General features: G+C 69.7%; 25 protein-coding genes and 1 pseudogene. 9 read left to right on the forward strand and 17 right to left on the reverse strand.

The genetic code is table 11. The features are described 5' to 3' along the window. Positions 1–9: 9 nt before the first annotated feature. The 7 genes from ABD329_RS11695 to ABD329_RS11725 form a co-directional block, all read right to left on the reverse strand. Entirely contained in the window at positions 10–1,428 is a 1,419-nt protein-coding gene (locus ABD329_RS11695; RefSeq protein ID WP_198279912.1) for a tyrosine-type recombinase/integrase, read from the reverse strand. Next, the gene (locus ABD329_RS11700; protein WP_309142856.1) at positions 1,422–1,625 is read right to left on the reverse strand and encodes a helix-turn-helix transcriptional regulator; all 204 of its coding nucleotides are present in this window, start codon (positions 1,623–1,625) and stop codon (positions 1,422–1,424) included. The genes ABD329_RS11695 and ABD329_RS11700 overlap by 7 nt, the downstream gene beginning before the upstream one ends. Further along, positions 1,622–3,073, reverse strand: coding sequence for a YuiA family protein (locus tag ABD329_RS11705; RefSeq protein ID WP_198279911.1), 1,452 nt, complete (start codon positions 3,071–3,073; stop codon positions 1,622–1,624). Before ABD329_RS11705 ends, ABD329_RS11700 begins: the two co-directional genes overlap by 4 nt. A 133-nt stretch (positions 3,074–3,206) precedes the next feature. Next, positions 3,207–3,881 (reverse strand): DUF2637 domain-containing protein, encoded by a 675-nt coding sequence (locus ABD329_RS11710; RefSeq protein ID WP_198279910.1) that lies wholly within the window; start codon positions 3,879–3,881, stop codon positions 3,207–3,209. Positions 3,882–3,931: 50 nt separating this feature from the next. Then, a complete protein-coding gene (locus ABD329_RS11715) occupies positions 3,932–5,323 on the reverse strand; it encodes an FtsK/SpoIIIE domain-containing protein (RefSeq protein WP_198279909.1) in 1,392 nt (463 codons plus the stop codon). Further along, positions 5,320–5,526: a hypothetical protein gene (locus ABD329_RS11720; RefSeq protein WP_198279908.1), complete on the reverse strand. Its 207-nt coding sequence runs from the start codon at positions 5,524–5,526 to the stop codon at positions 5,320–5,322. The genes ABD329_RS11715 and ABD329_RS11720 overlap by 4 nt, the downstream gene beginning before the upstream one ends. After that, entirely contained in the window at positions 5,523–5,861 is a 339-nt protein-coding gene (locus ABD329_RS11725) for an SCO3933 family regulatory protein (protein WP_198279907.1), read from the reverse strand. The genes ABD329_RS11720 and ABD329_RS11725 overlap by 4 nt, the downstream gene beginning before the upstream one ends. 183 nt (positions 5,862–6,044) lie before the next feature. On the opposite strand from ABD329_RS11725, the gene ABD329_RS11730 reads away from it, so the two are divergent. Next, positions 6,045–6,455: a GntR family transcriptional regulator gene (locus tag ABD329_RS11730; RefSeq protein WP_198279906.1), complete on the forward strand. Its 411-nt coding sequence runs from the start codon at positions 6,045–6,047 to the stop codon at positions 6,453–6,455. On the opposite strand, the gene ABD329_RS11735 is transcribed toward ABD329_RS11730, so the two are convergent. Beyond that, the gene (locus ABD329_RS11735) at positions 6,430–6,561 is read right to left on the reverse strand and encodes a hypothetical protein (protein WP_281404691.1); all 132 of its coding nucleotides are present in this window, start codon (positions 6,559–6,561) and stop codon (positions 6,430–6,432) included. The two genes, ABD329_RS11730 and ABD329_RS11735, sit on opposite strands and share 26 nt — an antisense overlap. A gap of 1,168 nt (positions 6,562–7,729) precedes the next feature. Continuing rightward, on the reverse strand, positions 7,730–8,101 hold the full coding sequence (locus ABD329_RS11740; RefSeq protein ID WP_198280411.1) for a DUF6415 family natural product biosynthesis protein: 372 nt from the start codon (positions 8,099–8,101) through the stop codon (positions 7,730–7,732). 205 nt (positions 8,102–8,306) lie between these two features. On the opposite strand from ABD329_RS11740, the gene ABD329_RS11745 reads away from it, so the two are divergent. Continuing rightward, on the forward strand, positions 8,307–9,590 hold the full coding sequence (locus tag ABD329_RS11745; RefSeq protein ID WP_198280412.1) for a helix-turn-helix domain-containing protein: 1,284 nt from the start codon (positions 8,307–8,309) through the stop codon (positions 9,588–9,590). Here ABD329_RS11745 and ABD329_RS11750 read toward each other — a convergent pair. The 5 genes and pseudogenes from ABD329_RS11750 to ABD329_RS11770 form a co-directional block, all read right to left on the reverse strand. Further along, positions 9,571–10,230 (reverse strand): HAD family hydrolase, encoded by a 660-nt coding sequence (locus tag ABD329_RS11750; RefSeq protein WP_198280413.1) that lies wholly within the window; start codon positions 10,228–10,230, stop codon positions 9,571–9,573. The genes ABD329_RS11745 and ABD329_RS11750 overlap by 20 nt on opposite strands. 1,172 nt (positions 10,231–11,402) lie before the next feature. After that, on the reverse strand, positions 11,403–11,870 hold the full coding sequence (locus ABD329_RS11755; protein WP_198280414.1) for a MarR family winged helix-turn-helix transcriptional regulator: 468 nt from the start codon (positions 11,868–11,870) through the stop codon (positions 11,403–11,405). A gap of 190 nt (positions 11,871–12,060) precedes the next feature. Next, a complete protein-coding gene (locus tag ABD329_RS11760; RefSeq protein ID WP_198280415.1) occupies positions 12,061–12,360 on the reverse strand; it encodes a hypothetical protein in 300 nt (99 codons plus the stop codon). Positions 12,361–12,587: 227 nt separating this feature from the next. Continuing rightward, positions 12,588–14,099, reverse strand: coding sequence for an MFS transporter (locus ABD329_RS11765; RefSeq protein ID WP_198280416.1), 1,512 nt, complete (start codon positions 14,097–14,099; stop codon positions 12,588–12,590). 201 nt (positions 14,100–14,300) lie between these two features. Continuing rightward, positions 14,301–14,746 (reverse strand): annotated as a pseudogene (locus tag ABD329_RS11770) (hypothetical protein). 352 nt (positions 14,747–15,098) lie between these two features. On the opposite strand from ABD329_RS11770, the gene ABD329_RS11775 reads away from it, so the two are divergent. Beyond that, on the forward strand, positions 15,099–15,350 hold the full coding sequence (locus tag ABD329_RS11775; protein WP_344316319.1) for a helix-turn-helix domain-containing protein: 252 nt from the start codon (positions 15,099–15,101) through the stop codon (positions 15,348–15,350). Between the two features lie 76 nt (positions 15,351–15,426). Here ABD329_RS11775 and ABD329_RS11780 read toward each other — a convergent pair whose 3' ends face one another. Further along, positions 15,427–16,224, reverse strand: coding sequence for a hypothetical protein (locus ABD329_RS11780; protein WP_198282250.1), 798 nt, complete (start codon positions 16,222–16,224; stop codon positions 15,427–15,429). A gap of 440 nt (positions 16,225–16,664) precedes the next feature. Then, on the reverse strand, positions 16,665–17,792 hold the full coding sequence (locus ABD329_RS11785) for a bifunctional DNA primase/polymerase (protein WP_425574315.1): 1,128 nt from the start codon (positions 17,790–17,792) through the stop codon (positions 16,665–16,667). A gap of 732 nt (positions 17,793–18,524) precedes the next feature. On the opposite strand from ABD329_RS11785, the gene ABD329_RS11790 reads away from it, so the two are divergent. From ABD329_RS11790 to ABD329_RS11815, 6 genes are all read left to right on the forward strand, one after another. Then, positions 18,525–19,505: a bifunctional MaoC family dehydratase N-terminal/OB-fold nucleic acid binding domain-containing protein gene (locus tag ABD329_RS11790; protein ID WP_198281988.1), complete on the forward strand. Its 981-nt coding sequence runs from the start codon at positions 18,525–18,527 to the stop codon at positions 19,503–19,505. Positions 19,506–19,551: 46 nt separating this feature from the next. Next, positions 19,552–20,067, forward strand: coding sequence for a MaoC family dehydratase (locus ABD329_RS11795; protein ID WP_425574316.1), 516 nt, complete (start codon positions 19,552–19,554; stop codon positions 20,065–20,067). Next, complete coding sequence (locus ABD329_RS11800; RefSeq protein WP_198282389.1) at positions 20,064–21,230, forward strand: lipid-transfer protein; 1,167 nt, start codon at positions 20,064–20,066, stop codon at positions 21,228–21,230. Before ABD329_RS11795 ends, ABD329_RS11800 begins: the two co-directional genes overlap by 4 nt. A 53-nt stretch (positions 21,231–21,283) precedes the next feature. After that, the gene (locus ABD329_RS11805) at positions 21,284–22,135 is read left to right on the forward strand and encodes a DUF1906 domain-containing protein (RefSeq protein WP_344316313.1); all 852 of its coding nucleotides are present in this window, start codon (positions 21,284–21,286) and stop codon (positions 22,133–22,135) included. 224 nt (positions 22,136–22,359) lie between these two features. Next, positions 22,360–22,890, forward strand: coding sequence for a SigE family RNA polymerase sigma factor (locus ABD329_RS11810; protein WP_198281317.1), 531 nt, complete (start codon positions 22,360–22,362; stop codon positions 22,888–22,890). A 161-nt stretch (positions 22,891–23,051) separates the two neighbouring features. Continuing rightward, complete coding sequence (locus ABD329_RS11815; RefSeq protein WP_198281318.1) at positions 23,052–24,707, forward strand: long-chain fatty acid--CoA ligase; 1,656 nt, start codon at positions 23,052–23,054, stop codon at positions 24,705–24,707. Between the two features lie 379 nt (positions 24,708–25,086). Here the strand turns inward: ABD329_RS11815 and ABD329_RS11820 are convergent. Next, positions 25,087–26,622, reverse strand: a 1,536-nt coding sequence (locus ABD329_RS11820) for a response regulator transcription factor (protein WP_486388698.1), incomplete at its 5' end; no start/stop codon positions are given.

A 26,622-nucleotide genomic window follows, 5' to 3' on the forward strand; every position in this document is an offset into this window, starting at 1 on the left:
CCTGATGACTCAAGAGTCCGCATCATTTGCAGCCTCGTCCTTCTCCGCCGCGTCCAGCGATCGTTCGATCTGCTCGTTCGATCGCTGCTGGTTGCGGTGAATGGCCTTGGCGTAGAACCGGAACAGCACCGCGATGCTGTGGCCCGCGCGCCGGGCGACCTCGGCCGGGGCGACGCCCGACTCAAGCCAGAGCGAGACCCCCGCGTGCCGGAGCGAGTACGGCACTTCCGCCAGGGGCGAGGCCGCCTCTTCGGGCGAGAGCACCGCATCACGGGCCTTCTGCCAGATCTCGCCGTACTCCTTCGAAAGGACGTGGCCGCCCCTGTGAGCGCGGAATAGACGGCCGTCGTCCGCTGCGCCGTACTCCTTGATGTGAGCCCGCAGGAGGCGCACCAGGACGGGCGGGATAGGCACGGAGCGAGTCGCCTTACGGGCGCGTCGCTTGAGACCCCTGGAGTCGAACGACTCCCCGCTGTCCGTCCAAGCGGAGCCGACACGGGGAGTACTGCCGGACAGCACCAGTTCGCCCCAACCCTCGTCCGGCAGCGTGCACGCCGACACGCGCAGGTCTGTCACCTCAGCGGGACGCATGGCCGCGTAGTAGAGACAGCCGAAGAAGGCCCGGAGGTGCCCACCGCGTTGCCCCTGTGCGCCGACAGCAGCGATCAGGGCTTTAGCCTGGCGAGGACCGGGCACGAACCGGAAATCGACCTCGTCATCTGTCTCCGGAGCCTTCCAGTCCACCTTGCCCAAGGGCAGGGACGCCAGCGCCTCCCGCTCCACCGCGTACCGCAGGCAGTTGCTGAACACGGTCTCTTTCCGATGGATCGTGTTTTCTGCGGCCCGCTTGCCGTCGAGCCTCAGGTTCAGCGCCTCCAGAGCGGAGCGCAGCACGGAAGGCGTGTTGAGGTCGGTCACCTTCACCGACTTCCGAGCGATCCACCGGAGTGCCGCCGCGACCTCTTCCGGCGCCTCTTCCACCTCGGCCCGCAGCTTCAGAGTGCCGTTGTCGTCCGGGCGGATACTGAAAGCCCAGGAGTACAGGGCCCGCCGCAGCACCTTCTTGTCCAGCGCACCACGCTTGTCGGTCACCAGCTCGGGTGTGATCGTGGCGAGCGCGTCAGCGATGCCCGCCCGGTGCTTGGCCGATGCGTCCGGCCACTTCATCACGGCGTAGGCGCACGCGTGCTCGTACCAGGTCGGAGAAGTCTGGTCTGCGAGTTCTGACGCGGGAAGCCCGGTATCGACGTCGAACTGTTCCCGCTGCCGCAGCGCGGTCAGCAGCTCGGCGCGGCGCCCGTCGGCCTGTGCCTTCAGGGTGTAGCTCTTGGAATGCGGTCGGGGGCCGACGCGCCAACGGAGCTGATACGGCTTGGCGCGGTTCGCGCGCTTACGGATGCTCCAGATCTGGACGTCGTACGTCAGCACGCGGGCACCTCGCAGTGCTCCAGCCAGGCGTTCAGGTCGGAACGACGCACGCGTATCTGCCCGTTGGGCAGCTTCAAGCACTTGGGCGCGAGGCCACGGGCGCGCATCCGGTAGAAGGCCGCCCGCGACATCCGGATCTCATCGAGCACTTCGACCAGCGTCAGCGTGTCGGAACGAGTGGAGTGGGACGGGCTCACAGCCAGGGGTTCCCTTCTGTCTTGAGGCGTTCGGATTGGGTGATGTCGTGGCGTACCTGTGCGGCGAGGAGTTCTTCGCCGGGGCTGTAGCCGGAGGCGAGGTATTGCCAGTGGGAGACGACGAGGGTGGTTTCCTCGGGCAGCTCGGGCTGGTCGTCTGCGGTGCGGGCTTGTTCGGTGCGCCAGGTGCGGCGGATCTCGCGGAGGGCGCCGAGGGTGGTGGAGTAGCGGCGGGATTTGCTGGAGAAGTGGCCTCGGAAGCCGAGCATGTGGGCCCACTTCCAGAGCTTGAGTTCGGCGAATTCGGGGAGGTGGCCGAGGTTCCAGGCGGTGCGGATCATCTGGCGGACGTGGCTGTGCACGGGCAGGTCCGCGATGGGTTCGGACTGTCCGGTGCCTTCGCACTGGTCGCACAAGTCGCGGAAGCCGTCGGGGCCGCGCTGGTAGCCGCGTCCGGTGCAGTGGGGGCAGCGCAGGGAGCGGTCTACCGTGCCGGAGTCCTCGGCGCTCTTGGTGGCGTATTTGGCGACGTAGGCGGCGACCTTCTGATCGGTCAGTTCACCGCCACCCAGGGCCGCGATCTCGCGGATGTCGAGCTGATCGCCCCAGGTGAGTTCGCGTTCACCGATGGCGTCGGAAGCCGCAGTGAGTACGACTCGCCCATGTGCTGTCTTGACCGCGTGGGTGAGGGCGTCGGCGGTGGCCCATCGGGGCGGGGGCTCGTTGCTGCCCTCGGGGCCGTCGAGGCGGATCACGGCGTGGAAGTGGACCAGGCCGCGCCGCTGGTACTCGGCGACCTTGGCGAAGGAGACCCGCAGAGCCGCGTTCAGCGCCTTCTGCGTCATGCCGAGGTGCGCGGCTAGCTCACGGCGCAGGTAGGTGGTGAAGCGTGCCCAGAGAGCTCCGGCGTGGGCGTTCCAGAGCACGGCGCCGGTGTAGTCGTAGGTGGCCGGGGACAGCGGGGTGCCCAACGCGGGGTCATCGGCCGGATGGCGGGTGCCGCAGCGGCAGGCCAGGTTCTCGCCCGCGTCGGTGGTGCGGCGGTTGTGCACCGGCCCGAACGACGGAGCGGTCAGCGTGACAAACAGGCGCGGGTGCGTGCGCACGGTCTCCGGCACGCTCTTGCCGCCGGAGAGCCCGGCCTTGACCAGGTGGTAGGTGTCGGCCGCGTACAGGCGCGAGCAGGACGGGCAGCGGGAGGAGCGGCGATTGCCGCAGGCGGTCAGCAGCCGCCCCGTGGGTTCGTCGGCGGTGCTGTACGAGCGGACGATGGTGTCCGTCGCTGTGTCGCGGGTTTCGGTGGAGCCGACGAGCTGAACCGGGCGGGTGCAGCCGCGGATTCGGTTGATCTGGTCGTGGACGCGGTCGAAGTCGGGGAGGTGGGCAAGTTCGATGAGGTCCCGCAGGGCCAGGCTCGCCACGTGGCGCAGGTCCAGGGGGGCTTTCACGGGTGAGGTGTCCTTTCGGGGAAGAGGGGCCCCGGGCAGCACTGGGCCAGGGGTGCGGGTGCTGCTCGGGGCATGACGAATCCGGCCCGGTCGGGGCGGGGGTTTCTGGGTTGCCGGGACGGCCGGCACGGGGTCAGAGCTGGGCGTGTGCAGCGCTGGCCAGCGGCAGTGCGACGCCGAGGCGGGTCCGGAGCTGAGCCGGGGTGATGAGCTCGCCATGTTCGGCCCGGTAGGTGTCGGCGATGGTGCGGGCCGCGTTCAGCAGCGGCACGGGCACTGTGACCGCCGGGGAAGTCTCCGGCTTCGGCGTGACCGGTTCGGGGGCCGGGGCAGGCTCCGGCGCGGGGGCCGGTGCCTTCTCGATCGGAGCGTCAGGCGCGGCCGGGGCCGGGGTCGCGATGGTGTGGGCGACGGTGTGGAAGTGGCGCAGGAGTTGCGGGCCGACAGCTCCCCAGCCCAGCAGGAGGAGCGGGGCGACCGCATCCACGGCGGCCCGGCCGTAGTGCCCGGCCACGATCGGCTCGGCGACGTTGAGAGCCAGAGTCAGCAGCCCTGACACGTGCATGAGCCGAGTGGCGCCCTTGATCTGCTCGGCCGGGACGCCGCGCAGGGACAGGTACCGCAGGGCGACCAGGAGGCCGACGACGGACAGGTCCACCATCGGCGCGATCAGCGGTGCGATGGGGCCGGGGACGCCGAGGCGCAGGGCCAGGGCCCAGACGTTGCCGAAGGAGAACACGAAGGCCAGGCCCGCGATGATGCCCATGACCACGGTCACCGTGCGCTGAGTGATCCGGTCCTCAGACATGAGGGATTCACCTCCTTCCAGATCTCGTGACGAGCGGGCCGGGGAACGGGTCAGGCTGCATCCTTCTTGGTGAACGGGTCGTCCACGTGCATCGCGGAGACCGCCAGTTCTTCCAGCAGCTCGGCGGGGTCGCAGGTCAGGTGCGCGGTGTCGGCGGCGATACGGGCAGCGTCCGCGTCGGCGACGTAGGGGGTGCGGATGCGGGCGAAGCCGGGCCGCCCCTGGTGAGCCATGGCCGCCACCCCGACATAGGCCGGGTCCTGGAGCGCGGTCGGGCTGGCGTCCGGCCAGTTCCGGATGTCCTCCCCCAGCGCGACCACGGCCGCTTCGGCGGTCTTCTGGGCGAAGGACAGGCCCACTGGGCACACGTCCCGGATGAAGGTGGGGATGGCATCCCCGGTCGCCTTCTGCGTCGCGATGATCACCAGGATGCCGACGTTGCGGCCCTTCTTCACCAGGTCCTCCACCAGCCGCGCGTTCTCAGCGGCAAGCGCGGCCAGTTTCTTCGTCCGGGTGTCCGATCCCTTGTAGTCGCGGAAGTAGGTGTGCGCTTCGTCCACGATGAGCACGGTCAACGGCCAGGCGGCCGAGGGTCCGAGGTGCCACATGTTCTTCACGCCCAGCAGGGCCCGGATGGACGCCGACCGGTCCCGCCGGAGCTTCACCAGCCGCGTGAACAGGGCGTTGGCCTCTTCGAGATCGTCACCGACGAACGCGAAGATCCGCTCGGTCAGATCGGCGTAGTCGCCCTCATGGGATGAGGTCACCTTGCCGTCGGCCACCGCGTACTGCACCGCATCGGACGGCGCCGTATCGCAGATGAACCGGTTGACCAGAGACGTCTTACCGAAGCCGGGCAGCCCGGCCACGGTGACACCGGGCACGTTGGCCAGGCTGACGCTCACGGGCTGCGCGTACTCGTCCAGGCCCAGATCCCACACCGCCAGATCCTCCGGCACGGCCCCAGACGGCGTGTGCTCGGTGGGGACGATCAGCGGATCAACCCGCACCCCACGGATCACCAGCGACCCCGGTCGATCGGGCAGGACCGAAACCCGCGTGCACCGCCACGCATCCGCCAGATACGGCGCCGCCCGCTGGAACTCCGCCAGGCCCACCTTCGGCAGGCACACGGCGTGCACCAGCACGCCATACCGGTCGGCGGCCACTCGGATCTTCGGGATCAGGACCCGGGGCTTGGGCACCTTCCCGTCCGGCGCCACGATCACGGCCGGAGGCCTCTTGTCCGTCACCGACAGTCCCACCATCGGGGCCAGCCGACGCCAGCGACGCCGTACGCCGATGGTTTGCCGCATGCTGGCCCGCGTCATCGTGTCGGCACGCACGTAGCGCACCAGCCACCACAGGGCCCATATGCCGGTCAGGGCCAGGGCCGCCCCGGCAACCGCCGGGGCCAACCCGATGACTTCTCCCACAGTCACAGCAAGTCCTTGTTCGTGTAGAGGAATCGGTAGAGGGATATCCGCAGTTCCAGCAGGTCACGGCCGGAGGCGAGCTTGGGGTAGCCGTGCGACTCGATCACCTTGGCCACGTCGAAGAGCAGGCCGTTGGTGAACCGCGAGTCGTCATCCCCGCTCTCCGGCTCCACCGGATAGACCGGCTCCGGTCCGGTCGGGGCGGTCACTTGACCAGCTCCAGCGCCGCCGCCCGGTAGGCCACACCGTCGGACAACTGGCCGTTGAAGATGCGCGCCCACGGTGTGGCGAACAGCTCCGCCACCCGCACCGGCATCCCCGGCTGGAGACCGCCCGGCAGGCCGCTCTCGGGAACGGTGATCTTCATCTGCTCGGCGCGGCCCTCTTCCATGAGGAAGACGGTCAGGGTGTGCAGGGTCTCCCCGGTGTCACGGTCAGTGGCGACCTCACCCGTGTTGGGGTCCTTGACCTTCGGCACCGGGAGGGTGCCAGCGATGAACTGAGTGGAGGGCAGCAGCCCCACGCGAATACGGGTCATAGCCATGCTTCTTGCTCCTGTTCGGTCGGTAGCCGCTCGGTGCGGCAGGGGACCAACAGTGCACTATGTGCGCTAGCGCGTCAAGCGCATAGCGCACCAGTGCCGCGAGTAAGCTAGCGCGCTTCGTGTGGGGGTGCGGCAACGTGCGTTCTAGTGCGGTGGGTGGGCTAAGCGGGCTACCCTCGTGCTATGAGCCTGCCGAGGGACGCCCACACTCCGCCTTACCGGCTGGTCGCTGACGAACTGCGCCAGCAGATCCGCACCGGCCGCATTAAGCCGGGTGAACGGGTCCCGTCCTCTCGCGACCTGGAAGCCAAGTACGACATCGCGAACATGACCGCGAGGTCTGCGCTTCGCGTTCTCCGCGACGAGGGGCTGATCTACTCCACGCCAGGGCGGGGGAACTTCGTTGTTGACCCGCTGCCCCCAGAGTCGGGGGATGCCCTGGGGGCAGACGGGTCGGAAGGTCAGCGGCAGATGCCCAGTGCCGAGTATCTGGAACTCTCTGGCCGATTGGATGACCTCAACGCCAAGGTTGACGACCTCATGGGGTTCCTCCAGCAGCTAGCCAACTTCACCGAGCGTCAGCAGAAGGGGTAGCGGTCAGACTTTCGGTAATCCGACGAGCCAGCTCCTCCAGCTGGGCAATCTTCTTGTCGAGTTCATCGAGGCGAGCCAGGATCTCGGCCGACTCCTGCGCGTTCATGTGCTCCCCGTTTATGTCGCTTATGCCTACTCACCCGTTCCAAGCCGGATTGCCGGACCCCATTGGGACAGCCGCACCCTGTGGCACTGGACTCACTTGACTCGTGCCTCCCCGATCAGGCGTCCGCAGCGACGGACGGGGGAGGCGCACAAGCAGCTGTTCAGAGTTTCTTTACTGGATCAAGGCGGCCCGCTTGCGCGGGCCGCGCGCGCTGGCGGCCCGTGGCCGCCGCCCGCTCCTGTCTGCCGCCCCGCTCAGCGGCGCCCCCGTGCCACTCAGCGCGCCACCCCACACCAGCAGCGCACCTAACACAGTCAGCATCTGGAACAGTTCCCACAGAGCTCCTGCCGACCGCAGCGGATGCGCCGACGTAGCAGCACGGCCAAGGCCACGTGTCCAGCCCTGCCAGCCGTCGAGGGGCGGCTACGCGGAGCGGTTTACATGACCGGCCGTCCGCCGACTGCGGCCATCGTCGTTGTGCGCGTAGGAACGGCCAGCGGGGAGGGGAGGGGTGCCCGGCCGGGGGCATGCCGATCGTCAGCTCTGGCCCGATGTGGCCGGCCGCCGTACTGTCGCCGTCACGGATGCGGGTGCGTGAGCAGACCGAACTGCCCGGTCCTGGCGGGCGGGGAGCAGCTGCTGCCGCGCGGTGGCTCAGGCCGTCGTGGTCGCTCCGCGTCGGTTTCCGTATCGCGGTGGCCGACCTGTGTGTCGTAGACGCTCTGGTGACCGCCACCATCGAGCCCGCCACTCCGTATCTGCCTCGCACTCGTCACCACCCCTTTGCTCCGCCTGAACTCACCCGGAAATGGGCGGCGTCGAAACGAGTACGACAACCACCCCGGTACCATCGGCACCGGGGTCCTGATCACGGACTTCCGACCGGGCTACCCCTTGGCCTGCCAGGGTTTTGAGGGGTAGCCCGGTTTTGCTGTATGCGGTTGTTGTGCTGTGCGGTCCGACTCCCGGCCTCGCGGATCGTCTGTTGGGCGCGGGCATGGGGAGCCGGACCGCTGACGGCGGACGGGGCAGTGTCCGCCGCTCCTGGGCGTGGTGGGTGACATCCACGAGGCGAACGGGGCGTTGTCCGCCGCGTAGTCACCGTGCCCAGGGAGGGCGGGAGCTGCGGGTCCTTCCCATGGGCAGCAGCTCCCGCCCGGTCTCTAGGTCACCCGTCGCCTTCCTGGGCGAGACCGGAGTTGTTGAGCAGGAACTGACACGTGTAGCCGAGGCTCCGAACGTGCCACTCAGCCGACCGCAAGCCGGAGCCCAGCCCCTGACACACCTCATGCGGGATGGTGTTCAACCTGCTGCGCTTCGAGTACCAGGCCACAGTGCCCCGGTTCAGACGGTCGATCCGCTTCTCTGCCAGCGGCATCAACGTATGAATGTGCCCCAGCAACGCTTTGTGCAGGTCGCGCAGTTCTTCGTACGGCGGCAGTACCGTCCGCGTCACTAAGGCGTTGACGATCGTCCTCTTGATCTCCTCGACGTCCACTTCGTCGTGCTGCTCGCCTGCGCGTTGCACCGCCGCGCTCATGGCCTTCACCCCGCATGTTTGCTGTCTGTTCGGCCTTAGACATGGTGGGGTGACAGGACGTCCCAATGAAGGCCGCTTAGAGGACTCAAAGAGGACTTCTATGGGACCTAGTAGCGAGGTCAGAAAGGTGAGGGTCCCCAAATGGGCCCTTCAAAGCTACCGTTGGCGGAGCTGACCAGCCCCATCGAAACCGTGAGGAAGTCCAGTGCCCAGGCCAGTGGGAAACGTTCGGCTCAAGGCCGCCCGGCAGGCGGCGGGATACGCGTCTCAGGAAGCGTTGGCGGAGGCGATCCGCAACACCGCTCCTCAGCTCGGCATACGGTCGTTGCAGATCAGCGTGCGCCAGGTCCGCCGCTGGGAGTCAGCGAATCCTCCATGGCCGCAGCCTGACGTTCAGCGGGTACTGACACATCTGCTGGGCCAGTCCATCGAGGAACTGGGCTTCACCGCCCCGTGGGACGGAACGAATTCGACGCGGGAGGGTGCCAGTCGGCGGCCCGTCGCAGCATCGGGAGCGCCAGCGATCGGACCTGCCCCCGGGCCATTTCCCACCGCCTGCAATGCCACGCAACCAGCCACGGTAGGCAGCGACTTCGCCGCGATCACGGCCGCTCACCGACGCCTGTACTGGTCTGTTCAGCCCTCCCAACTCCACGCCACCGTTGTGGAGCACACACGTCTGGGCACAGCGCTCATTGGTGAGACGACCGGCCGCTGCCGTACTGCCCTGGCCGCCGCACTCGCCGAGTCCTACCTGCTGGCCGGACGTATCGACTTCTTCGACCTCCAGCAGCCCAATGCCGCGAACAACGCGTTTGTGCGTGGCCTCCAGGCCGCGGGGGAAGCCGATGACGCGCTATTGGGAGCGGCGATCCTGGCGCATACCGCGTTTATCCCAGGCTGGGAGGGCCACAGGGAAGACGCCGAAGAGCGCATGTCTGCTGCCCGTGCCTACGCCCGCCGGGGCAGCGCCCCCGCGATGATGCTGGCTTGGCTTGACGCCGTCGAGGCCGAATGCATGACGCGGTGCAACGACACCCGTACGGCGCTGCGCCTGATCTCCCACGCCGAAGGCGTACTGGCCGAAGGCGATACGGACGAGCCATGCCCGGTGTGGATGGACTGGTTCAGCCCCGTCCGCCTCGCCGCGTTCAAAGGCAACACCCAGCTGATCGCCGGACACACGGCCCAGGCTCGGGCCACGCTGCTGGGAGTCCTCGACAACCTGCCTGCCGACGACGGCAAGCAGCGGACCATCATCCTCGGCGACCTGGCGGCCGTGGAGGCCGCAGCCGGTAGGCCAGAGGAAGCCTGCCGATGGGCCAACGAAGCGCTCGATCAGCTCAGCGTGACCTGGTACGCCGTCGGCATGGACCGGATACGCGACGTCCGCAAGCGGCTGCATGCATGGCGCGACGAACCGTACGTCCGCAGCCTGGACGACCGCATGTACGGCTGGGGAACGACCGTCAGCGCTCTTCAGCGCTGAGGGTGGCTACCAGCTCCGGCAGCTCGGCGAGGCTGTGCACGCGGAAGGTCGGCACCGCGACGGCATCCGGCTCATCCCACTGGATCGTCGCCCACGGCCCACGCCGGACCAACGCCGTCTTCATGCCCACCTTGTCTGCCGGGCGGATGTCGTTGTCCAGCCGATCACCCACGTAAAGGATCTCCTCGGCCGGGCAGGGAGCCGCGTCCGCTACGTGGGAGAAGAACGCCGGATCGGGCTTGGACACGCCCCAGTCGTCGGACGTGGCGATGAAGTCGGCCGGGAGTTCGAGCGAGCGCAGTATGCCCCCAGCCCGCACGGTCTGGTTGCCCGCGATGCCCACCCACAGACCAGCGTCCCGCAGCGCCGCCAGCGTCGGACGGACATCCGCGTACAGATCGCTGTTGTCGAAGTGCTCGGGCTGGCCGGCCCGAGCACGCTTCCCCCGCTCTTCGTACAGGTCAAAGCCGGGGCGGAAGACCTGGAACGTCTCGCGGTAGTCCCGGCCCTGAGCGATCACTGCGCCGAACATCGCCGCGAACGTATGCCGGGGCACCCCCAGCCAATCCGCCCACGTGCCGTACTCGCGCGTCTCATCGACCAGGCACTCACCGACATCGAACACCACAGCTCGGATCATGATTAGCAGGGTAGGACAATCGCAACTGGGCTTGCCTCTGGACCCCGACTGGGCCGATAACCGTGGGACGCCTTGCCTTCACTGGGCACGTGGTGGGTCTCCTCCACCGACCCGCTCCGGTGAGCTTGCCGCTTGAGCCTCGTTCTCCCGACGGCGTCGCGTAACTACCTGTGTGTAGCTCGTGGGCGGGGGCAGAGGGTCGCCCCGGAGAAAGGCGCCCAGACAGCTCAGCCCCTCATAAGGGACGCTGAAAGCCCCCTGCCGACGATCCTGGTATGAGCCTTCACTGCCTTGGAAGGCGAACGCACTCGCCACCGCGACATCTCCGAGGCGCTCCGCTAGCGCGCGGTCCGGCAACCGATGGAGTGCCAACAAGATGCTGTTGTGGTGTTCGTTCGACCTAAGGCGATACGGCCTCATGACGTCTTCCGGTGCTCCCTCGGCCGGGTAGCTCCTGGCCAGTTCGTGAAGGGCGACGAACTCACGCGAAATGGCCTCGGCGGTCTCTGTCGCGAGCCGTTCCCGTTGCTCTCTGCGAGCTTCAGTCCGCTGATAACGCTGAGTAACTAGCGTCGCGCCAATCGACCCTCCCGCGCCTACCACTGCACCGGCAAGGCCAGTCACAGCGCCTACCCACACCCCTGCATCCACGGGAGCATCCTGACCCATCGGACCGCTCTCAGGCTCCCGGATTCGGTGAACTGGTGAACTGGCTGCCTCAATAGCCAGGCCACAACCACAGTCGATCGACACAGGCCCCGGCCGACCGGCTGACCAGCCGAGCAGATCCCAGCGACCGCCCCGCCCGTAGCTCGGGATCAAGAGGTCTGAAGGCGGAACCGTTGCTTGTTGAGCCGTTCGATTGACGCTGTGGACCCCTGGTGGACCACCGAGCCTTCATTGGGCGGTGAGAGGGGACGTTCGTGCATGTCAGAGCGGTAGTCGCCGTTCTGGCTACAGCCCTCTTGAAAACCGTCGTGGCAGCGATGTCACCGAGGGTTCAAATCCCTCAGCCTCCGCGCAGGTAGGAAAAGTGCAGGTGGGAGGGGGTTCCGGGAAATCCGGAGCCCCCTCCCACCTGCTTTCTGTCTCACCCTGTCCCACCTGAATCCCAGCGTTGACCAGCGCGCGCGGCCAACCTGCGGCCAGATCGAGTACCGATGTCCGGATGGCTAGACCAGGGTGCTGCCGGTGTTCCGCATCATCTGCCGGAGCACCTTCAGGGCTGTGACGTAGTCGGCGTCGTCGATGCCCTGATGGATGAGGTCGCGGATTGCTGGCGCATGCTGTTTGAGGCTGATGCGAGCGTCCTCACCCGACTCGGTGATCCACAGCCGCCCCTCGTCGTCGCGAGTGAGCCAGCCGCTCTCCAACAGCACGCTCGCCTCGGTCTCCAGGTCGTCCTCAGCCCGGATGTAGGAACTCATGGCCTGCTGGAGTTCGGGGATGGTCATGCCGTGGCCGTCAGGGGAGATGTCGTGCTTCGACAGATTGCGCAGTAACCAGTACTGGGGCTGGGTGAGGCCGAGCTCGGCGATCTGGGCTCGGGTGAACGCGATGAGAGCCTCATAGGCCAATCCGGTCCAGTACGCGGCCGGTTGTCCGGCGAGGTCGGCATCGGCTATCTGCTGGGGCGTCATATGCGGTGCTCCTATGGATGATCGCTGGTGCAGGCACCGTAGAACTTGAAGTTAAGTTGAAGTCAAGGAGCGGGGTGGCCTGTCTGCTTTGGGAGGACGAGGACCGCAGGTAATACCGGAGGTCTACAGGCGCGCCGTACGGGCCTCGACGCTGGCCTAGAAGCAGCTCCTGGGAGCTTTTGCGACTCCGTCACCCTTCCTCGTCAGATGTGGCGTTGAGCGTGTCATCGATCAGTTGGTTCGCCCGGTGCTGCTGGCCCCGCAGCAGCTTCGCGTAGAACTTCCAGAGCACGGCGATGCTGTGCCCGGCCCGCCGGGCGACATCCACCGGATCCACGCCTGCCTTGATCCACAGCGAGATACCCGCGTGCCGCGCCGCGTACGGCACCTCGGCGAGCAGCGAGTTGAAATCGGTGTAAGGAAGAGCCTCGCACCGGGCGTCCTGCCAGACCTCCGTGTACTCCGTCGAGCGCACCCGACCGCCGCGCACGGCGCGGAGAGTCGCCCGTCCGGGGCGGCCCCCTATTCGTCCAGGTGCCTTCGGAGCAGCTGCCCGAGCGCCGACGGTATGGGCGCACCGGCCGGATGGTCCTCCGGGCTCGCCGCTTCAGCCCCGCACCTCGCGTCCCCGCGTGTGCTCAGACACGATCCGGAGGAACCGGAGGAGACGCCGACCGCCTCCTGACCCATTGCTAGCGGGTGTCGCTTGACTGGCACTCACGGCTCGGGTGAGCCGTGGCCGCTCGTGCACGGATACCGGCGGGTCGTGGTCAGTGGCGCGGCGATGCACGCGGCGGCGAGGAGGATGCCGAAGGCGACGGTCAGGGCTGTGGTGTAGCCGTGGACGGATGCCGAGCTCGGTGTGGTGTGGCGTGCTGATAAGAGGGAGGACGCCGTTGCGCCAGCGGCGATGGTGTTGAGGAGTGCGGTGCCGAGGGCGGCTCCGAGTTGCTGGGAGGCGTTGTAGACGGCCGATGCGGCCCCGATGTCGGCTCGGCGTGTGCCGGCGGTGGCCAGGGCGGCGGTCGGGGGGATGACGCAGCCGAGGCCGAGGCCGGTGAGTACCAGGGCGGGTGCCAGATAGAGCGGGAGGACGTGGGTGCTCTGTGGCGTCAGGCGCGTGAGGATGAACATTCCCGAGGCCGCGGTGATCAGGCCGGGGAGGATCAGTGCCGCGGGCGCGAGGCGTCCGTGGAGCTTCCCGGCGATGAGTGTGGAGCCGATCAGGGCGGCCAGAGCGTTGATCATCAGGGTCAGGCCCGCCTGGACCGGTGAGTAGCGAAGGACGGTCTGGGTGTAGTAGCTCATGAACAGGTAGAAGCCGAACATGGCGGTGAACATCAGGCCGATCGAGATGAGTGCGCCGGCGCGGGCGCGGTGCAGGAGCAGGCGCATCGGGAGCAGCGGGCGGGGGGCGCGGGCCTCAATGGCGGCGAACGCGGCCAGCAGCAGGCTGCTGCCGGTCAGCAGGGTCAGTACCCTCGGCGACGCCCAACCGAGGGGTTCGGCCTCGTTGAAGGCGTAGACCATAGTGGCGAAGCCCGCAGCGCTGAGCAGGGCGCCCGCGAGGTCAAGTCGCCCGTCGCCGCGGACGGGGTGGTCCGGTGGGACGCGTGTCGCGCCGAGCAAGCCGAGTAGTGCGACAGGAACGTTGATGTACAGGCACCCCCGCCAGCTGACGTACTCGGTCAGCAGTCCCCCGGCGACCAGGCCGAGGGCGGAACCGGAGGCACCGACCGCCGCGAACACACCGAACGCCCGGCCGCGTGCGCGCGGCTCGGCGAACGTCGTACTGAGCAACGACAACCCGGCGGGCGCGAGTACGGCGGCGAAGACGCCTTGCAGGGCACGGGCCCCGAAGAGCGTCTCGGGGTTCACGGCGGCACCGCCCAGTGCGGATGAAGCGGCGAAGCCGACCAGGCCGAGGATGAACGTACGGCGATGGCCGAGTGCGCCGCTGACCCTGCCGCCGATCAGCAGCAGACCGCCGAAGGCCAGGGCGTACGCGGTGATCGCCCATTGCCGGCTCGCGTCGGACATGCCGAGTGCGCTCTGGGCGGAGGGCAGCGCGATGTTCACGATGGTGCCGTCCAGGACGACGAGGAGCTGGGCCGCGCTCACGGCCAGCAGCGTCGACCACTGCCGTCGCGCGGAGGCGGCTCCTCCCGTGGTGTCGTGGGTCTCGAGGGCAGGCTCCGCCCCGGGCGGATCGGTGTCTCGGGGATTCATGACTTCAAGTGTTTCGTTGAAGTGATCCCGGAGACTTTTCACCGCCTCTGGCCGCCGGACGGGCGCCGATGAGCCGATATCCCTCAAGCCGCAGGTTGAAGCCGGGTGAGGTGCGGGCCTCCGGACAGGGGCTTCCGGACAGGGGGGCTTCCAGACAGGGGGCTTCCGGACAAGGACTTCCGGGCCGGCTGTGCGGCGACTTCACAACTGCTCGGGCTCTTCGTCGGCTCCGTTGCTGCTCTTGTGCGGCACCACGACTATCTGGTACGCGTCCTCGTAGACGACCCTCCCCGGATTGGACGACCGGATCATCCGGCATTGGACGACCGGATCATCCGGCACTCGATGCCATGGGCGGCGAGGATCTCCAGATAGCCGTCCACCCGCTTGATCAGGTCCCGGGACGTGGGCTTGAACCAGGCCGCCGCTCCGGGGTGGAGCTCGTGGTCGTAGACCGCCGGGTCCACGGTCGAGGGGTCTGGATAGGCCGCGTTGTACCAGTCATTGTTGGTCCGTCGGAAGCGTTCCTGCTCAGCGCTCAGCTTTCCGTTTCGCGCCAGGCCGTTGACCAGGCCGAATACCCCGGAGAAGTGGCCGCGTTCGTTGCGGACCGGGCTCTGGAAGCGTACGTAGGGGGCTTCGTCCACGAGTTCCCTTGCGTTGTCGATCTGCACGGTGCGGATGGTAGAGACGGAGGACGGGGGTCGTCGTTCGTTCGGTGGGACTGGTGGGTGGGCAGATCTGGCCGAAAAGGTATGGGTGGGGTGTTGGTGCAGGTCAGGACCGTGGGATCGGCTGTTTGGGGGGTGGGCGGTGGGTGGGAAGGCGGGAAGTGGGCTTTTAGTTGTAGCTAAAGGTGGGAAACTTTCACTGAGGGCGTTCGACGCCCGAGGTCGGCACCATGCGCTGGGAGGTTGATTGAGCGTGCCGTGGAAGAGCAAAGGTGCGAAGGCGGAGGCTGCCGACCACGCGGGGGCGCGGTTGGCGCGTCAGGCGACTGTGGAGGTCGCAGGGTTGCTGGGGAAGCGTGGCATGAGCCGCACTGACCTCGCCCGGATGATGGACGTCAGCCCGGGAAGAGTGAGCCAAATCCTCTCCGGGGACGAGAATCTGACGCTGCGCAGCCTCGCTGCCGTGGCCGATGCGCTGGAGCTGGACATCAAGATCAGCTTTGTGGAGCCCAAGGAGGACGGGGCTCGGCGGCCGCATGGGCTGGGCGATGGGTCCGACGCGTTTGTCTACGCTCCCTGAAGGGATCCGTGCGCGTCGGACATGCGGGGTGCGTCCCTGACGGGCGTCGCCGTGGTGTGCGGCGTGCGGCGCCACGTCAGGGGTGCGAGGCGCCCGTCGTGGCGAGGGGACGTACCGCCAGCGCCTCGTCCCGCAGCCGCGCGAGTTCGCGGTCGCCGCTCCGCTTCCCGGTGCGGTAGCCGAACTCCAGCATGCGTACGCAGGCGTCCATGGCCATCGCCAGGGTCTGACGGCGGTCCTCCGCCTCCTCCCGGGTCGGGGCGTGCAGCTCCGGCGGGAACTCCTGGACCTCGCGCTGCCGGCACCTCGCCTCGATATCGGCCTCGACCTTGGCCGCGTCGTCCAGGAGCTGGTCCACCTCCTCGTACAGGGTGTTGATCGTCGTCCTGTCCTTGGTCGCGGGGGCGCAGCCGCGCAGGTGGAGGCGGGCCTCGAAGGCGAACATGCGCAGCTGGGCCACGTTCTCGAAGTCCCTGACCAAGCGGTGGCAGTGGAGGTACATGTCGTGGACCAGCCGCCGCTCCAGCTCGCTCAGCAGCACCGCGATGCCCAGCGTGATAACGGCCACGAAGGGCGGCGTGGACTGCTGGTTCTGCTGCTGACGGACGCGAGGCGCCAGGGCCCCGCCCGCGGCGGCAGCTGCCACGGCGGGTGGCACATCGGCGGCGTGCGGCAACAGCAGGGCGATGGTGAGCAGCGCCGCCGCGCAGGTGCAGGCGATGATGCCGCAGCACAGCGACGCGGACCTTACGGTCCCCAGCAAACGGCCCTTGTCGGCGAAACGGTGGACCAGCGAGATCCAGGTGACCAGCGCGCAGACGCCTATGGGTAACACGGCATCCGCGAACCACCCCTGTGCGTAGAGCTCGTGCAATGCTCCCCCCTGATCGCGCCTCGGTGCCGGTGCGCCGGAGGCGGTCGGCCGGTCACCGGGCGCCGGTCACGGAGCACCGGTGCCGGAGCACCGGCCACGGGGCACCGATCACGGGGGGAGCGGGAGCCCCTTCACTGTCCGCCTCGGGGGCGGAAGCACCGGCGAGTGGGCGTGTGGTTCCTGCGCCGTTCGGTCCCCGCGCCGCCTGGTTCCTACGCGTTTCGGTCCCTGCGCCTTCCGCTTACTGCGCCTTCCGGCTCCTGTGCGGAGCGCCTCGTCGCGTGGTCACGATAGTGCTCCTCGTTCCCGTAGCGCACGGCTCACCGTCCGTGTACCGCTGGATCGCGCCGCCTCTGGCGTCCTGCGATACGTCTGCCGCCCCTGATCCGTTCATCCAGCCCAGGGGGCATACCGGACATCAGCCGTGCGAGGCGTCGGTGTCAGGCACACGCGTCCGGGGGCTGGAGGTGGCGGGCGGCGCTGCGAGCCGCGGAGGCCACGGTGGCGCGGGCCTCGCGCGGGGGCAGGCCGGTGTCGAGCGCGGCCTCGATCAGGGCGGGGGCCAACTCCGGGCCCGCGCCCGTCTCGTAGGCGCGGCAGGCGGCCCAGAACAACCGGTCGTTGCGCTGACCCTCCCGTGAGGCGCGGACGAACCGTACGAGCCCCTCCAGGGCGGCCGGACGCGGCTCGGGGAACGACGGGCCGGGGCGGTACGAGCGGGGCGGGGCCGGGCGCGGGGGCGTGAGCAGGCGCAACAGGGCGGACGGTACGGGGGCCGGAGCCCAGGCGGGGGAGCCGGGCGCGAGGCGATAGCTGCCGTGCGAGGCGTAGGAGCCGGGGCCGACCAGATAGCCGCCCAGCCCCCGGATGTCGATGCCGGGGGCCAGGCGGCCGGCGGAGTTGGGGACGGCGAGGCCGGGCGGGCCGCACAGCCACACATGGCGGCCGCCGCTCGGGGTGAGCACGGTGACCGTACGGGGGATGGCGAAGGCATGCTCGCGGGCCAGCCGGACGAGGGCGGCCAGACCGTTCGTGCCGCCCTTACGGCTTGCACCGGGACTCCCGGCCGCCCCGGTCGTTCCGGACGGCCCGGTCATCATGGCCGTTCCGGACCTCTCGGCTCCCTCGGCCGTCCTGGCTCTCTCGGCCCCCTCGGCCCTCTCTGCCGTCCCGGTCCGCTCCGGCCTCTCGGGCCGACCGTCCGTGTCGTCCGCTCCCCCGGGGCCCTGGGGCACGCCGGGCGTTCCCGGCTCACCGGGTCGTACGCCCCTGAGGTCGAGGTCGATGCCGATGAGGTGGTACGGGGCGCATCCGCAGGCGATGCCGTAGCCGGTGGCCCAGGGGGCGGCGGCGAACAGGGCGCGGATCGCGGCCGGGTCCGCCGAGGCGTCATGGACTCCGTGGCCCAGTCGGCCGCATTCGCCATGACATGGCAGCGGTGCGGGGTCGTGGTGGTGCGGGGAGCGCACGGCGGGCAGCTTCGCGCGGGTCAGCGGGATCACGCGGAAACCGTGGGCCGCGGCGGTCAGGGCGTGGGCAAGAGCATGGGCGAGTGCGGGATTCGCCATGGCACCCATTTTCGGACAAGTGTTCGGTAATGGGAAGAGGGCCCGGCAAGTCGCCGAGGATGGCCGAAATTGTGCGGAACGGAATCTCTCGTAGCGATCGCCTTACGGCCGGGTGGGGCGGCGCGCCGGGCGCACCGGCGCGATGCGCGGAGTGGGGGTGCGTGGGGCGTTTAAAACAGGTTCATCATGCTTGCGTGGTAATTCCGATGGCCCGCGCGCATCGTCCGGGAATCGGTGGGCAACTCTGCTTCCGCGACCCTTCCGAGCCTCGGGGAGGAGTCGCGGGAGCCGGAGAGTCGGAGATCCGGAGAGTCGGAGGGTCGGAGGAATCGAGATGGCGGACATCCGGATGGGCCCTGGCCGTACCTTCGCCGCGCCGCCGTTCTCCGCGTCCGGGGTGGGGTGCGGCTCCTGGGGCCTGGCCCGCTCGCGCGGGGGCAGGTCGCCGCCACCGTGGGCCCTCGCGAGCGCCGTAAGGGAAACGCGGGAACGCGGGGGCGCGGAAGCGGTGCGAAGCAGTGCGATGTCCGATCGATCTGAGTGAGCTGTGGTGATTCATTGAGCGAAACGGGACGGGTGAGGTCGTACGGTCGCGCGGTGGCGTATCAACGGCACCGCGCGACCGCGCGTGTGCCGTGCTTCGGCGTTCGTTCTTGACAGCGTCGATTTACCTGACGGATAGTCAGATTGCTTTCTACGGCAGACATGCGCAGACATGCGGCAGGGGAAGCGATGACGCGTGATGACCTGGACGTTGACCCGGACGAGCTGTACGGACGGCTGAAGGCGTACGAGGGCCGCACGGCCGCGAGCGGCGGCGCGGGCAGGGACCCCGTCAACGAGCCCATGATCAGGCACTGGTGCGAGGCGATGGGCGACACCAACCCCGCCTATCCGGCTGTCGCACCGCCCACGATGCTCCAGGCGTGGACGATGGGCGGCCTGGCCGGGCACCCCGGCGGTTCGGCCCGCTCCGAGGCGTACGACGAGTTGCTGGCGTTGCTCGACGACGTGGGCTGCACCTCGGTGGTGGCCACCGACTGCGAGCAGGAGTATCTGCGGCCGCTGCGCCCCGGCGACCGGGTCACCTTTGACGCGGTCATCGAGTCGGTGTCACCGCGCAAGGCCACCAAGCTGGGCACCGGGTACTTCGTCACCACCCGCATGAACGTCCGCGCCGGGGACGGGGAGCTGGTCGGCACCCACCGCTTCCGCATCCTCAAGTACGCACCCGCGCGGCCCAGGAAAGCGGCGAGGCCGGAGCCGACACGGAAGCCCGAGCCGACGCGGACGCCGGAGCCGACCGCCGGCCGTCCCCGCCGCCCCCGCCCCGTCATCAACCGCGACAACGCCGGTTTCTGGGCGGGCGTCGCCCGGCATCAGCTGCTCATCCAGCGCTGCCTGGACTGCGCCACCCCGCGTTTCCCCTGGCTGCCGGGGTGTGGGGCGTGCGGCTCCCAGCGGTGGGAGACGTTCGAGGCGTCCGGCGCCGGCACGGTGTTCAGCTATGTGGTCATGCACCATCCGCCCTTCCCCGCCTTCGACCCGCCCTACGCGGTCGCCCTGGTCGAGCTCGCGGAGGGCGTGCGGATGGTCAGCGACATCACCGGCGTGCCGTACGACAAGGTGCGCATCGGCATGCCCGTCGAGCTGGAGTTCCTGCGCGTGGACGAGGAGCTGGAGCTGCCGGTGTTCCGGGGCGCGGAGGCGTGACGGATGACGCGAGGAGGCGTAACGGATGACGCGGCGAGGCGGTCGTATGACGGTGCGTACGGGCGATGAGCTGCCCCCGCTGCGCATCCCGATCACCCGGACCCTGATCGTCGCCGGTGCCCTCGCGTCCCGGGACTACCAGGATGTGCACCACGACGCCGAGGCGGCCAAGGAGAAGGGCTCCCCGGACATCTTCATGAACATCCTCACCACCAATGGGCTGGTCGGCCGGTACATCACCGATCACTTCGGGCCGCGGGCCCGGCTCCGTAAGGTCGCGATCCGGCTCGGGGCGCCCAACTACCCGGGCGACGAGATGGTGCTGACCGGCCAGGTCACCTCGGTCACGGAGGGCATGGCGGAGGTCGCCGTCATCGGTAAGAACGGCATCGGCCACCATGTGACCGGCACGGTCACGGTACGGCTCCCCGGCGACGCCCCAAAGACCACCACCGCCCTCACCCCCGCCACCCCGGACACCCCCGCCACCCCGGACACCCCCGCCACCCCGGACACCCCCGCCACCCCGGACACCCCCGCCACCCCGGACACCCCCCGATGAGCGCCCGCAAGGCGGACACCCTGGGCGGCCGGGCCGCCATCGTCGGCATCGGCGCCACCGAGTTCTCCAAGGACTCGGGCCGCAGCGAGCTGAAGCTGGCCGTCGAGGCCGTCCAGGCGGCCCTGGACGACGCCGGGCTCACCCCGGCCGACGTGGACGGGCTGGTCACCTTCACGATGGACACCAGCCCCGAGATCACCGTCGCGCAGGCGTGCGGCATCGGCGATCTCACCTTCTTCTCGCGCGTGCACTACGGCGGCGGCGCGGCCTGCGCCACCGTGCAGCAGGCCGCGCTCGCCGTCGCGACCGGTGTCGCCGAGGTCGTCGTCTGCTACCGCGCGTTCAACGAGCGCTCCGGGCGCCGCTTCGGCTCCGGCGTACAGCACCGCGAGCCGTCCGCCGAGGGCGCCGCGCTCGGCTGGTCGCTGCCGTTCGGGCTGCTGACCCCGGCATCGTGGGTCGCCATGGCCGCCCAGCGCTATCTGTACGCCTATGGGCTGACACCGGAGGTTTTCGGCCATGTGGCCGTCACCGACCGCCGCCACGCGGCCACCAACCCGGCCGCGTACTTCCACGGCAAGCCGATCACCCTCGCCGAGCACGCCGCCTCCCGCTGGATCGTCGAGCCGCTGCGGCTGCTCGACTGCTGTCAGGAGACGGACGGCGGCCAGGCGATCGTGGTGACCAGCGTGGAGCGGGCGCGTGACCTGCCGCGACGGCCCGCCGTGATCACGGCCGCGGCGCAGGGCGCGGGTCGCGGCCAGGAGCAGATGACGAGCTTCTACCGTGACGATCTGACGGGCCTCCCCGAGATGGGGGTGGTCGCCGGTCAGCTGTGGCGCGGCAGCGGGCTGACCCCGGCCGACATCGACGTGGCCATCCTCTACGACCACTTCACGCCGTTCGTACTGATGCAGTTGGAGGAGTTCGGCTTCTGCGGGCGCGGCGAGGCGGCCGGGTTCGTCGCCGAGGACGCGCTGCCGCTCAATACCCACGGCGGTCAGCTCGGTGAGGCGTATCTGCACGGGATGAACGGGATCGCCGAGGCCGTCCGCCAGATCCGGGGCAGCTCCGTCAACCAGGTGCCGGGGGCCGCCCGCACCCTGGTCACCGCGGGCACCGGGGTACCGACATCCGGGCTTCTCCTCGGCGCAGACGGCTGACTCGCGCGCGTGTCGGCGGTAGCGGGCCGCCGAGGTCCACCTTCACTCGTCATATGACCCGAAGTAAGCAGAGCACATGGCAGCTCACGGGCTGGGCCACCGGTCTGGCCGCGGCCCTGGCCACCGCGATCGCCGGTGCCACCCCCGCCGCCTCGGCGGAGATCCTGCCCGACCCCCGCCCCCTGGGCGCCAAGGTCTTCAAGGGCTGGGCCTTCGACACCTGCCATGCGCCGTCCCTCGCCACCCTGCGCGCGTGGAACAGCTCCCGCTACCGCGCCGTCGGCGTCTACTACGCGGGCCGCGGCCGCGCCTGTGCCAGCCAGCCCAACCTCACCGTCTCCTGGATGCGCGGCGTCAAGAGCATGAAGTGGCAGGTGCTGCCCATCTTTGTCGGATCCCAGTCGCCTTGTGTCCGCAACACCAACAAGAAGCATGTGCCCATCGGCAGCAAGCCGTTCTCCCAGGGGCAGGCGGAGGGCAAGGACGCGGTGGCGCGCGCCAAGGCGCTCTCCCTGAAGAAGCGCAGCGCGCTCTACCTCGACATGGAGGCGTACGACCTGAAGCGGACGAGCTGCGCGGCCAAGACGCTCTCGTTCATCCGTGGCTGGAACCGCGAGGTCCGCTCGCGCGGCTTCTTCCCCGGCTTCTACAGCAGCGCCGAGTCCGGGGTGCGCCATGTGGAGCAGGCCCGCCGCGCCGGGGTCCATGACCTGCCCTCCGTGATGTGGTTCGCGCGGTGGAACGGGAAGCCGACGCTGTACGGGGAGTCGACGCTGGCCAAGAGCGCGTGGAATCCGCACCGCCGCATCCACCAGTACCGGGGCAACATCGATGTGACGCACGGCGGCCGGAAGCTGCGCATCGACCGCAACAAGGTGGACGCACCGGTCGCGATCATCAAGTGAGCACCCGTGGGGCCGCCCTCGGGAAGAACGGGGGATCGCCCTCGGGGGAATGCGGGGCCGTCCTCAGCGGGAACGCGGGCCGCCCTCGGGAAGAACCCTGACCGCCGGACCGCCCCCTCCCCCCGCAGGAGGTGGTGCCAGCACCACCCGTACAACCTGAGGCTGATTCGCCTTCGGCACTTATGGCCGATCCGCTCCGACCTGCTCGCTCCTAGCGTTGAGCCATGACCACGACCGTGTGCACAGGCGTCTCCGCCGCCGCGTTCCCGTCGTTCACCTCGTACGTACGGGCGCGGGGGCCCGTGCTGCTGCGCACCGCCCGCTCGCTGACCTCCAACGCGTGCGACGCGGAGGATCTGCTACAGACCGCGCTGACCAAGACGTACCTGGCGTGGGAGCGCATCGAGGACCACAACGCGCTGGACGGCTATGTGCGGCGCGCCCTGGTCAACACCCGGACCTCGCAGTGGCGCAAGCGCAAGATCGACGAATTCGTCTGCGAGGAGCTGCCCGAGCCCGAGATGGTGCCCGCGCCGGACCCCGCCGAACGGCAGGTGCTCCGGGACGCGCTGTGGCGGGCCGTACTGCGGTTGCCGGACCGTCAGCGGGCGATGGTCGTCCTCAGGTACTACGAGGACCTGAGCGAGGCGCAGACGGCGGAGGTTCTCGGGGTGTCCGTCGGCACCGTCAAGAGCGCGGTCTCGCGCGCCCTCGGCAAGCTCCGGGAGGACCCGGAACTCGGTCACGCGGCATGATCGCCTGATCGACGCGACGGCGGCCGACGGGGGCTGACCGCCGCAACCGCAGGGGAAGCGGCAGGGGGACCGACGGGCCAGGGGTAGTGACATACCAGCTGGTCGGTTGCAGAATCGGCGGAACCTCTACCCGCGCGTAACCGGAACCCCTGGAGGCCCCGGTGCTCAGCACGATGCAGGACGTACCGCTGACCGTGACCCGCATCCTCGTACACGGGACCCTCGTGCACGGCCGCACGGCCCATGTGACCACCTGGACCGGGGAGGGCGAGCCCCAGCGACGCAGCTTCCACGAGGTCGGGGTGCGGTCGATCCAGTTGGCGAACGCGCTGCGCGATGAGCTCGGGGTCGAGCCGGGGCAGGCCGTGGCCACCTTGATGTGGAACAACTGCGAGCACCTGGAGGCGTATCTCGCGGTCCCCTCCATGGGCGCCGTACTGCACACCCTCAACCTCCGGCTGCCCGCCGATCAGCTCACCTGGATCGTGAACCACGCCGCCGACCGCGTGATCATCGTCAACGGCTCCGTACTGCCGCTGCTCGCCCCGCTCCTCCCCACCCTCACCACCGTGAAGCACATCGTGGTCGCGGGCCCCGGCGACCGTTCCGTCCTGGACGGCTGCGCCGCCCGGGTGCATGAGTACGAGGAGCTCATCGAAGGCAGGCCGCAGCGCTACGCCTGGCCGGAGATCGACGAGCGCCAGGCCGCGGCCCTCTGCTACACCTCGGGGACGACCGGGCACCCCAAGGGCGTGGCCTACAGCCACCGCTCCATCTATCTGCACTCGATGCAGGTCAACACCGCCGAGTCGTTCGGGATGTCCGGCGGCGACGTCCTGCTGCCGGTGGTGCCCATGTTCCACGCCAACGCGTGGGGCACCCCGCACGCCGCCTTCATGGCGGGCGCCTCGATACTCATGCCCGACCGCTTCCTCCAGCCCGAGCCGCTCGCCGAGATGATCGAGCGCGAGCGCCCCACCATCGCCGCCGCCGTCCCCACCGTCTGGCAGGGGCTGCTCGCCGAGCTCGACGCGAGGCCGCGGGAGGTGAGCTGTCTGCGCGACGTCTTCATCGGCGGCGCGGCCTGTCCGCCCTCCCTGATGAAGGCGTACGGGGAGCGCCACGGCATCCACGTCGTCCACGCGTGGGGCATGACGGAGACCTCTCCGCTCGGCTCCGTGGCCCATCCGCCGGGCGGTCTCCCGGCGGACGAGGCATGGCCGTACCGGTTGACGCAGGGCCGCTTCCCGGCGTCCGTCGAGTGCCGCTTGATCTCGGCGGACGGCGAACCCGTGCCGTGGGACGGGAAGACGCCGGGTGAGCTGGAGGTACGCGGTCCGTGGATCGCGGGCGCGTACTACGGAGGGGCGGACGGCGAGCCGTTCCGCCCCGAGGACAAGTTCACCGAGGACGGCTGGCTGAAGACCGGCGACGTCGGCACCATCAGCCCCGACTGCTATCTGACGCTGACGGACCGGGCCAAGGACGTCATCAAGTCCGGCGGTGAGTGGATCTCCTCGGTCGAGCTGGAGAACCAGCTGATGGGCCACCCGGAGGTCGCCGAGGCGGCGGTGGTGGCCGTGCCGGACGAGAAGTGGGGTGAGCGGCCGCTGGCCACGGTGGTCCTTACGGACGGCGCCACGGTCGGCTACGAGGGTCTGCGGGCCTTCCTCGCCGAACGGGTCGCGCGCTGGCAGCTGCCGGAGCACTGGGCGGTGATCCCGGCGGTGCCGAAGACGAGCGTGGGGAAGTTCGACAAGAAGGTCATCCGAAAGCAGTACGCGGACGGGGAGCTGGATGTGACCACGCTGGGCTGAGGAACGCCGGATTCCGGGGGCGTCGGCGGGGTGGCCACCGTAAGGGAGCCGCTGTGGGCGAACGCGGCCGCCGTAAGGAGGCGACGCCGCGGAGGGAGAACGTCAGCCACCGCCGCGGCTCGCCGTCCTCGATGTCGAAGGAGTCCGTAACCCGAGAAACGGATCGCCGCCGAGCAGGGTCGGGATGCGGGCCGGCCCCCGGCCGCCGAGGTGGACGTCGTGGTCTCCGGGGGAGCCGATACAAGGTGGAGGGCTGCTGATGGGCTGACGCCCTTGCCCAGCATGCGTATCGCCGACGGGCCCCGGGGCCGGAAGAGGTCCCGGGGCCCGTCCGACGCCGGTAAGGGCAGCAGCGGGCGTCAGTTGGTTCTGGCCGACGTCAGTTGGTGCCGATCTTGGCAAGCAAGTCCACGATCCGCGACTGCACCTCCGCGCTCGTCGAGCGCTCCGCGAGGAACAGCACCGTCTCGCCCGAGGCCAGCCGGGACAGATTCGCCGGGTCGATGTCCGCGGAGGTGTAGACGACCAGGGGGGTGCGGTTGAGCAGTCCGTTTCCGCGCAGCCAGTCGACGATCCCGGCCCGCCGGCGGCGTACCTGCATCAGGTCCATCACCACCAGGTTCGGCCGCATCTGGCCCGCGAGCGAGACCGCGTCCGCGTCCGTCGCCGCGCGGGCGACCTGCATTCCGCGCCGCTCGAGCGTCGCCGTCAGCGCCATCGCGATCGGCTCGTGCTCCTCGATCAGCAGCACGCGCGACGGATGCTGCTCGCTGTCGCGCGGCGCGAGCGCCTTGAGCAGGACGGCCGGGTCGGCGCCGTACGCCGCCTCCCGGGTCGCCTGGCCGAGCCCCGCGGTCACCAGCACCGGCACCTCGGCGGCGACCGCCGCCGTACGCAGCGACTGGAGCGCGGTCCGGGTGATCGGCCCGGTCAGCGGGTCGACGAACAGCGCCGCGGGGTACGCGGCGATCTGCGCGTCCACCTCCTCACGGGAGTTCACGATCACCGGACGGTAGCCGCGGTCGCTCAGCGCCTGCTGGGTGGACATGTCCGGCGCGGGCCACACCAGGAGGCGGCGCGGGTTGTCCAGCGGCTCCGGCGGCAGCTCGTCGTCGGGCGGCGGGGTGCGGTCGTCGACGATCTCGACGGCGCCGTTGGGCCCGTCCAGCGGCTCCGGCCCCTCGGCGCCCTCGTCCGGCGCGCCGATGGCGAACGTGCGGCCTGAGCCCTGCGACGGACCCACCGCACGCTGCGGCTGCGCCCCCGGCCCGGGCTGGGGGCGGGGCTGCGCGCCGGTCTGCGGACCGGGGTGCGGACCGGGGTGCGGCTGCGGTCCGGTGCGGGGCTGCTGGCCGCCGTGGGTGGGCTGGCCGGTATGGGGCTGTGGTCCGGTGTGCGGATGCGCCCGGTTGCCGGAGGCCGGCTGAAGTTCCGCCGAGCCGCCCTGGTCCGTCATCTCGGGCCGGGCGGCCAGCTTGCGCCGCCTGCCGCCCCCCGTGCTGGTGCCTCCCGAGGGCGTCTGCGGCTGACCCTGCGGCGGGCGTCCCTGCGGCTGGCCCGGTGCGGCCCTGCCCTGGGGCTGCTCCCCCACCTGCTGGGCGAACGGCACCCCTTGGCCCAGGGTGCGAACGCTGATCGCGCGCCCCTGGGTGGTGTCGGCGTTCGGCGGGGCCTCGGCGGGCAGCGGCTGCGGACGGGGCTGCGCGGGCGCGTCGGGCCACTGCGCGGGGGGCTGCGCCGACTGCTGGGCGGGTGGGCGCCCGCTGGTCTCCGCGGGCGGCGGACCGGCCTGGGCCTGGGCTTGGGGCCCCTCCGGCTGCGCCTCGCCCAGCGCGCGCCGGGCGCGGCGCCGTCCGGTGGGCGGGACCTCCTGGGGCTGGCCGCCGCTGGTGTCCTGGCCCCAGTTGGGCTGCTG

This window comes from Streptomyces javensis, from assembly GCF_039525925.1.
Lineage (GTDB): Bacteria > Actinomycetota > Actinomycetes > Streptomycetales > Streptomycetaceae > Streptomyces > Streptomyces asiaticus.

What these genes read in the sequence shown, in the direction of transcription:
- ABD329_RS11710 (WP_198279910.1), bottom strand. Translation starts at nt 3,881, where the DNA reads ATGTCTGAGGACCGGATCACTCAGCGCACGGTGACCGTGGTCATGGGC.
- ABD329_RS11725 (WP_198279907.1), bottom strand. Translation starts at nt 5,861, where the DNA reads ATGGCTATGACCCGTATTCGCGTGGGGCTGCTGCCCTCCACTCAGTTC.
- ABD329_RS11730 (WP_198279906.1), top strand. Translation starts at nt 6,045, where the DNA reads ATGAGCCTGCCGAGGGACGCCCACACTCCGCCTTACCGGCTGGTCGCT.
- ABD329_RS11735 (WP_281404691.1), bottom strand. Translation starts at nt 6,561, where the DNA reads ATGAACGCGCAGGAGTCGGCCGAGATCCTGGCTCGCCTCGATGAACTC.
- ABD329_RS11740 (WP_198280411.1), bottom strand. Translation starts at nt 8,101, where the DNA reads ATGAGCGCGGCGGTGCAACGCGCAGGCGAGCAGCACGACGAAGTGGAC.
- ABD329_RS11750 (WP_198280413.1), bottom strand. Translation starts at nt 10,230, where the DNA reads ATGATCCGAGCTGTGGTGTTCGATGTCGGTGAGTGCCTGGTCGATGAG.
- ABD329_RS11755 (WP_198280414.1), bottom strand. Translation starts at nt 11,870, where the DNA reads ATGACGCCCCAGCAGATAGCCGATGCCGACCTCGCCGGACAACCGGCC.
- ABD329_RS11765 (WP_198280416.1), bottom strand. Translation starts at nt 14,099, where the DNA reads ATGAATCCCCGAGACACCGATCCGCCCGGGGCGGAGCCTGCCCTCGAG.
- ABD329_RS11785 (WP_425574315.1), bottom strand. Translation starts at nt 17,792, where the DNA reads ATGGCGAATCCCGCACTCGCCCATGCTCTTGCCCACGCCCTGACCGCC.
- ABD329_RS11790 (WP_198281988.1), top strand. Translation starts at nt 18,525, where the DNA reads ATGACGCGTGATGACCTGGACGTTGACCCGGACGAGCTGTACGGACGG.
- ABD329_RS11795 (WP_425574316.1), top strand. Translation starts at nt 19,552, where the DNA reads ATGACGGTGCGTACGGGCGATGAGCTGCCCCCGCTGCGCATCCCGATC.
- ABD329_RS11800 (WP_198282389.1), top strand. Translation starts at nt 20,064, where the DNA reads ATGAGCGCCCGCAAGGCGGACACCCTGGGCGGCCGGGCCGCCATCGTC.
- ABD329_RS11805 (WP_344316313.1), top strand. Translation starts at nt 21,284, where the DNA reads ATGACCCGAAGTAAGCAGAGCACATGGCAGCTCACGGGCTGGGCCACC.
- ABD329_RS11810 (WP_198281317.1), top strand. Translation starts at nt 22,360, where the DNA reads ATGACCACGACCGTGTGCACAGGCGTCTCCGCCGCCGCGTTCCCGTCG.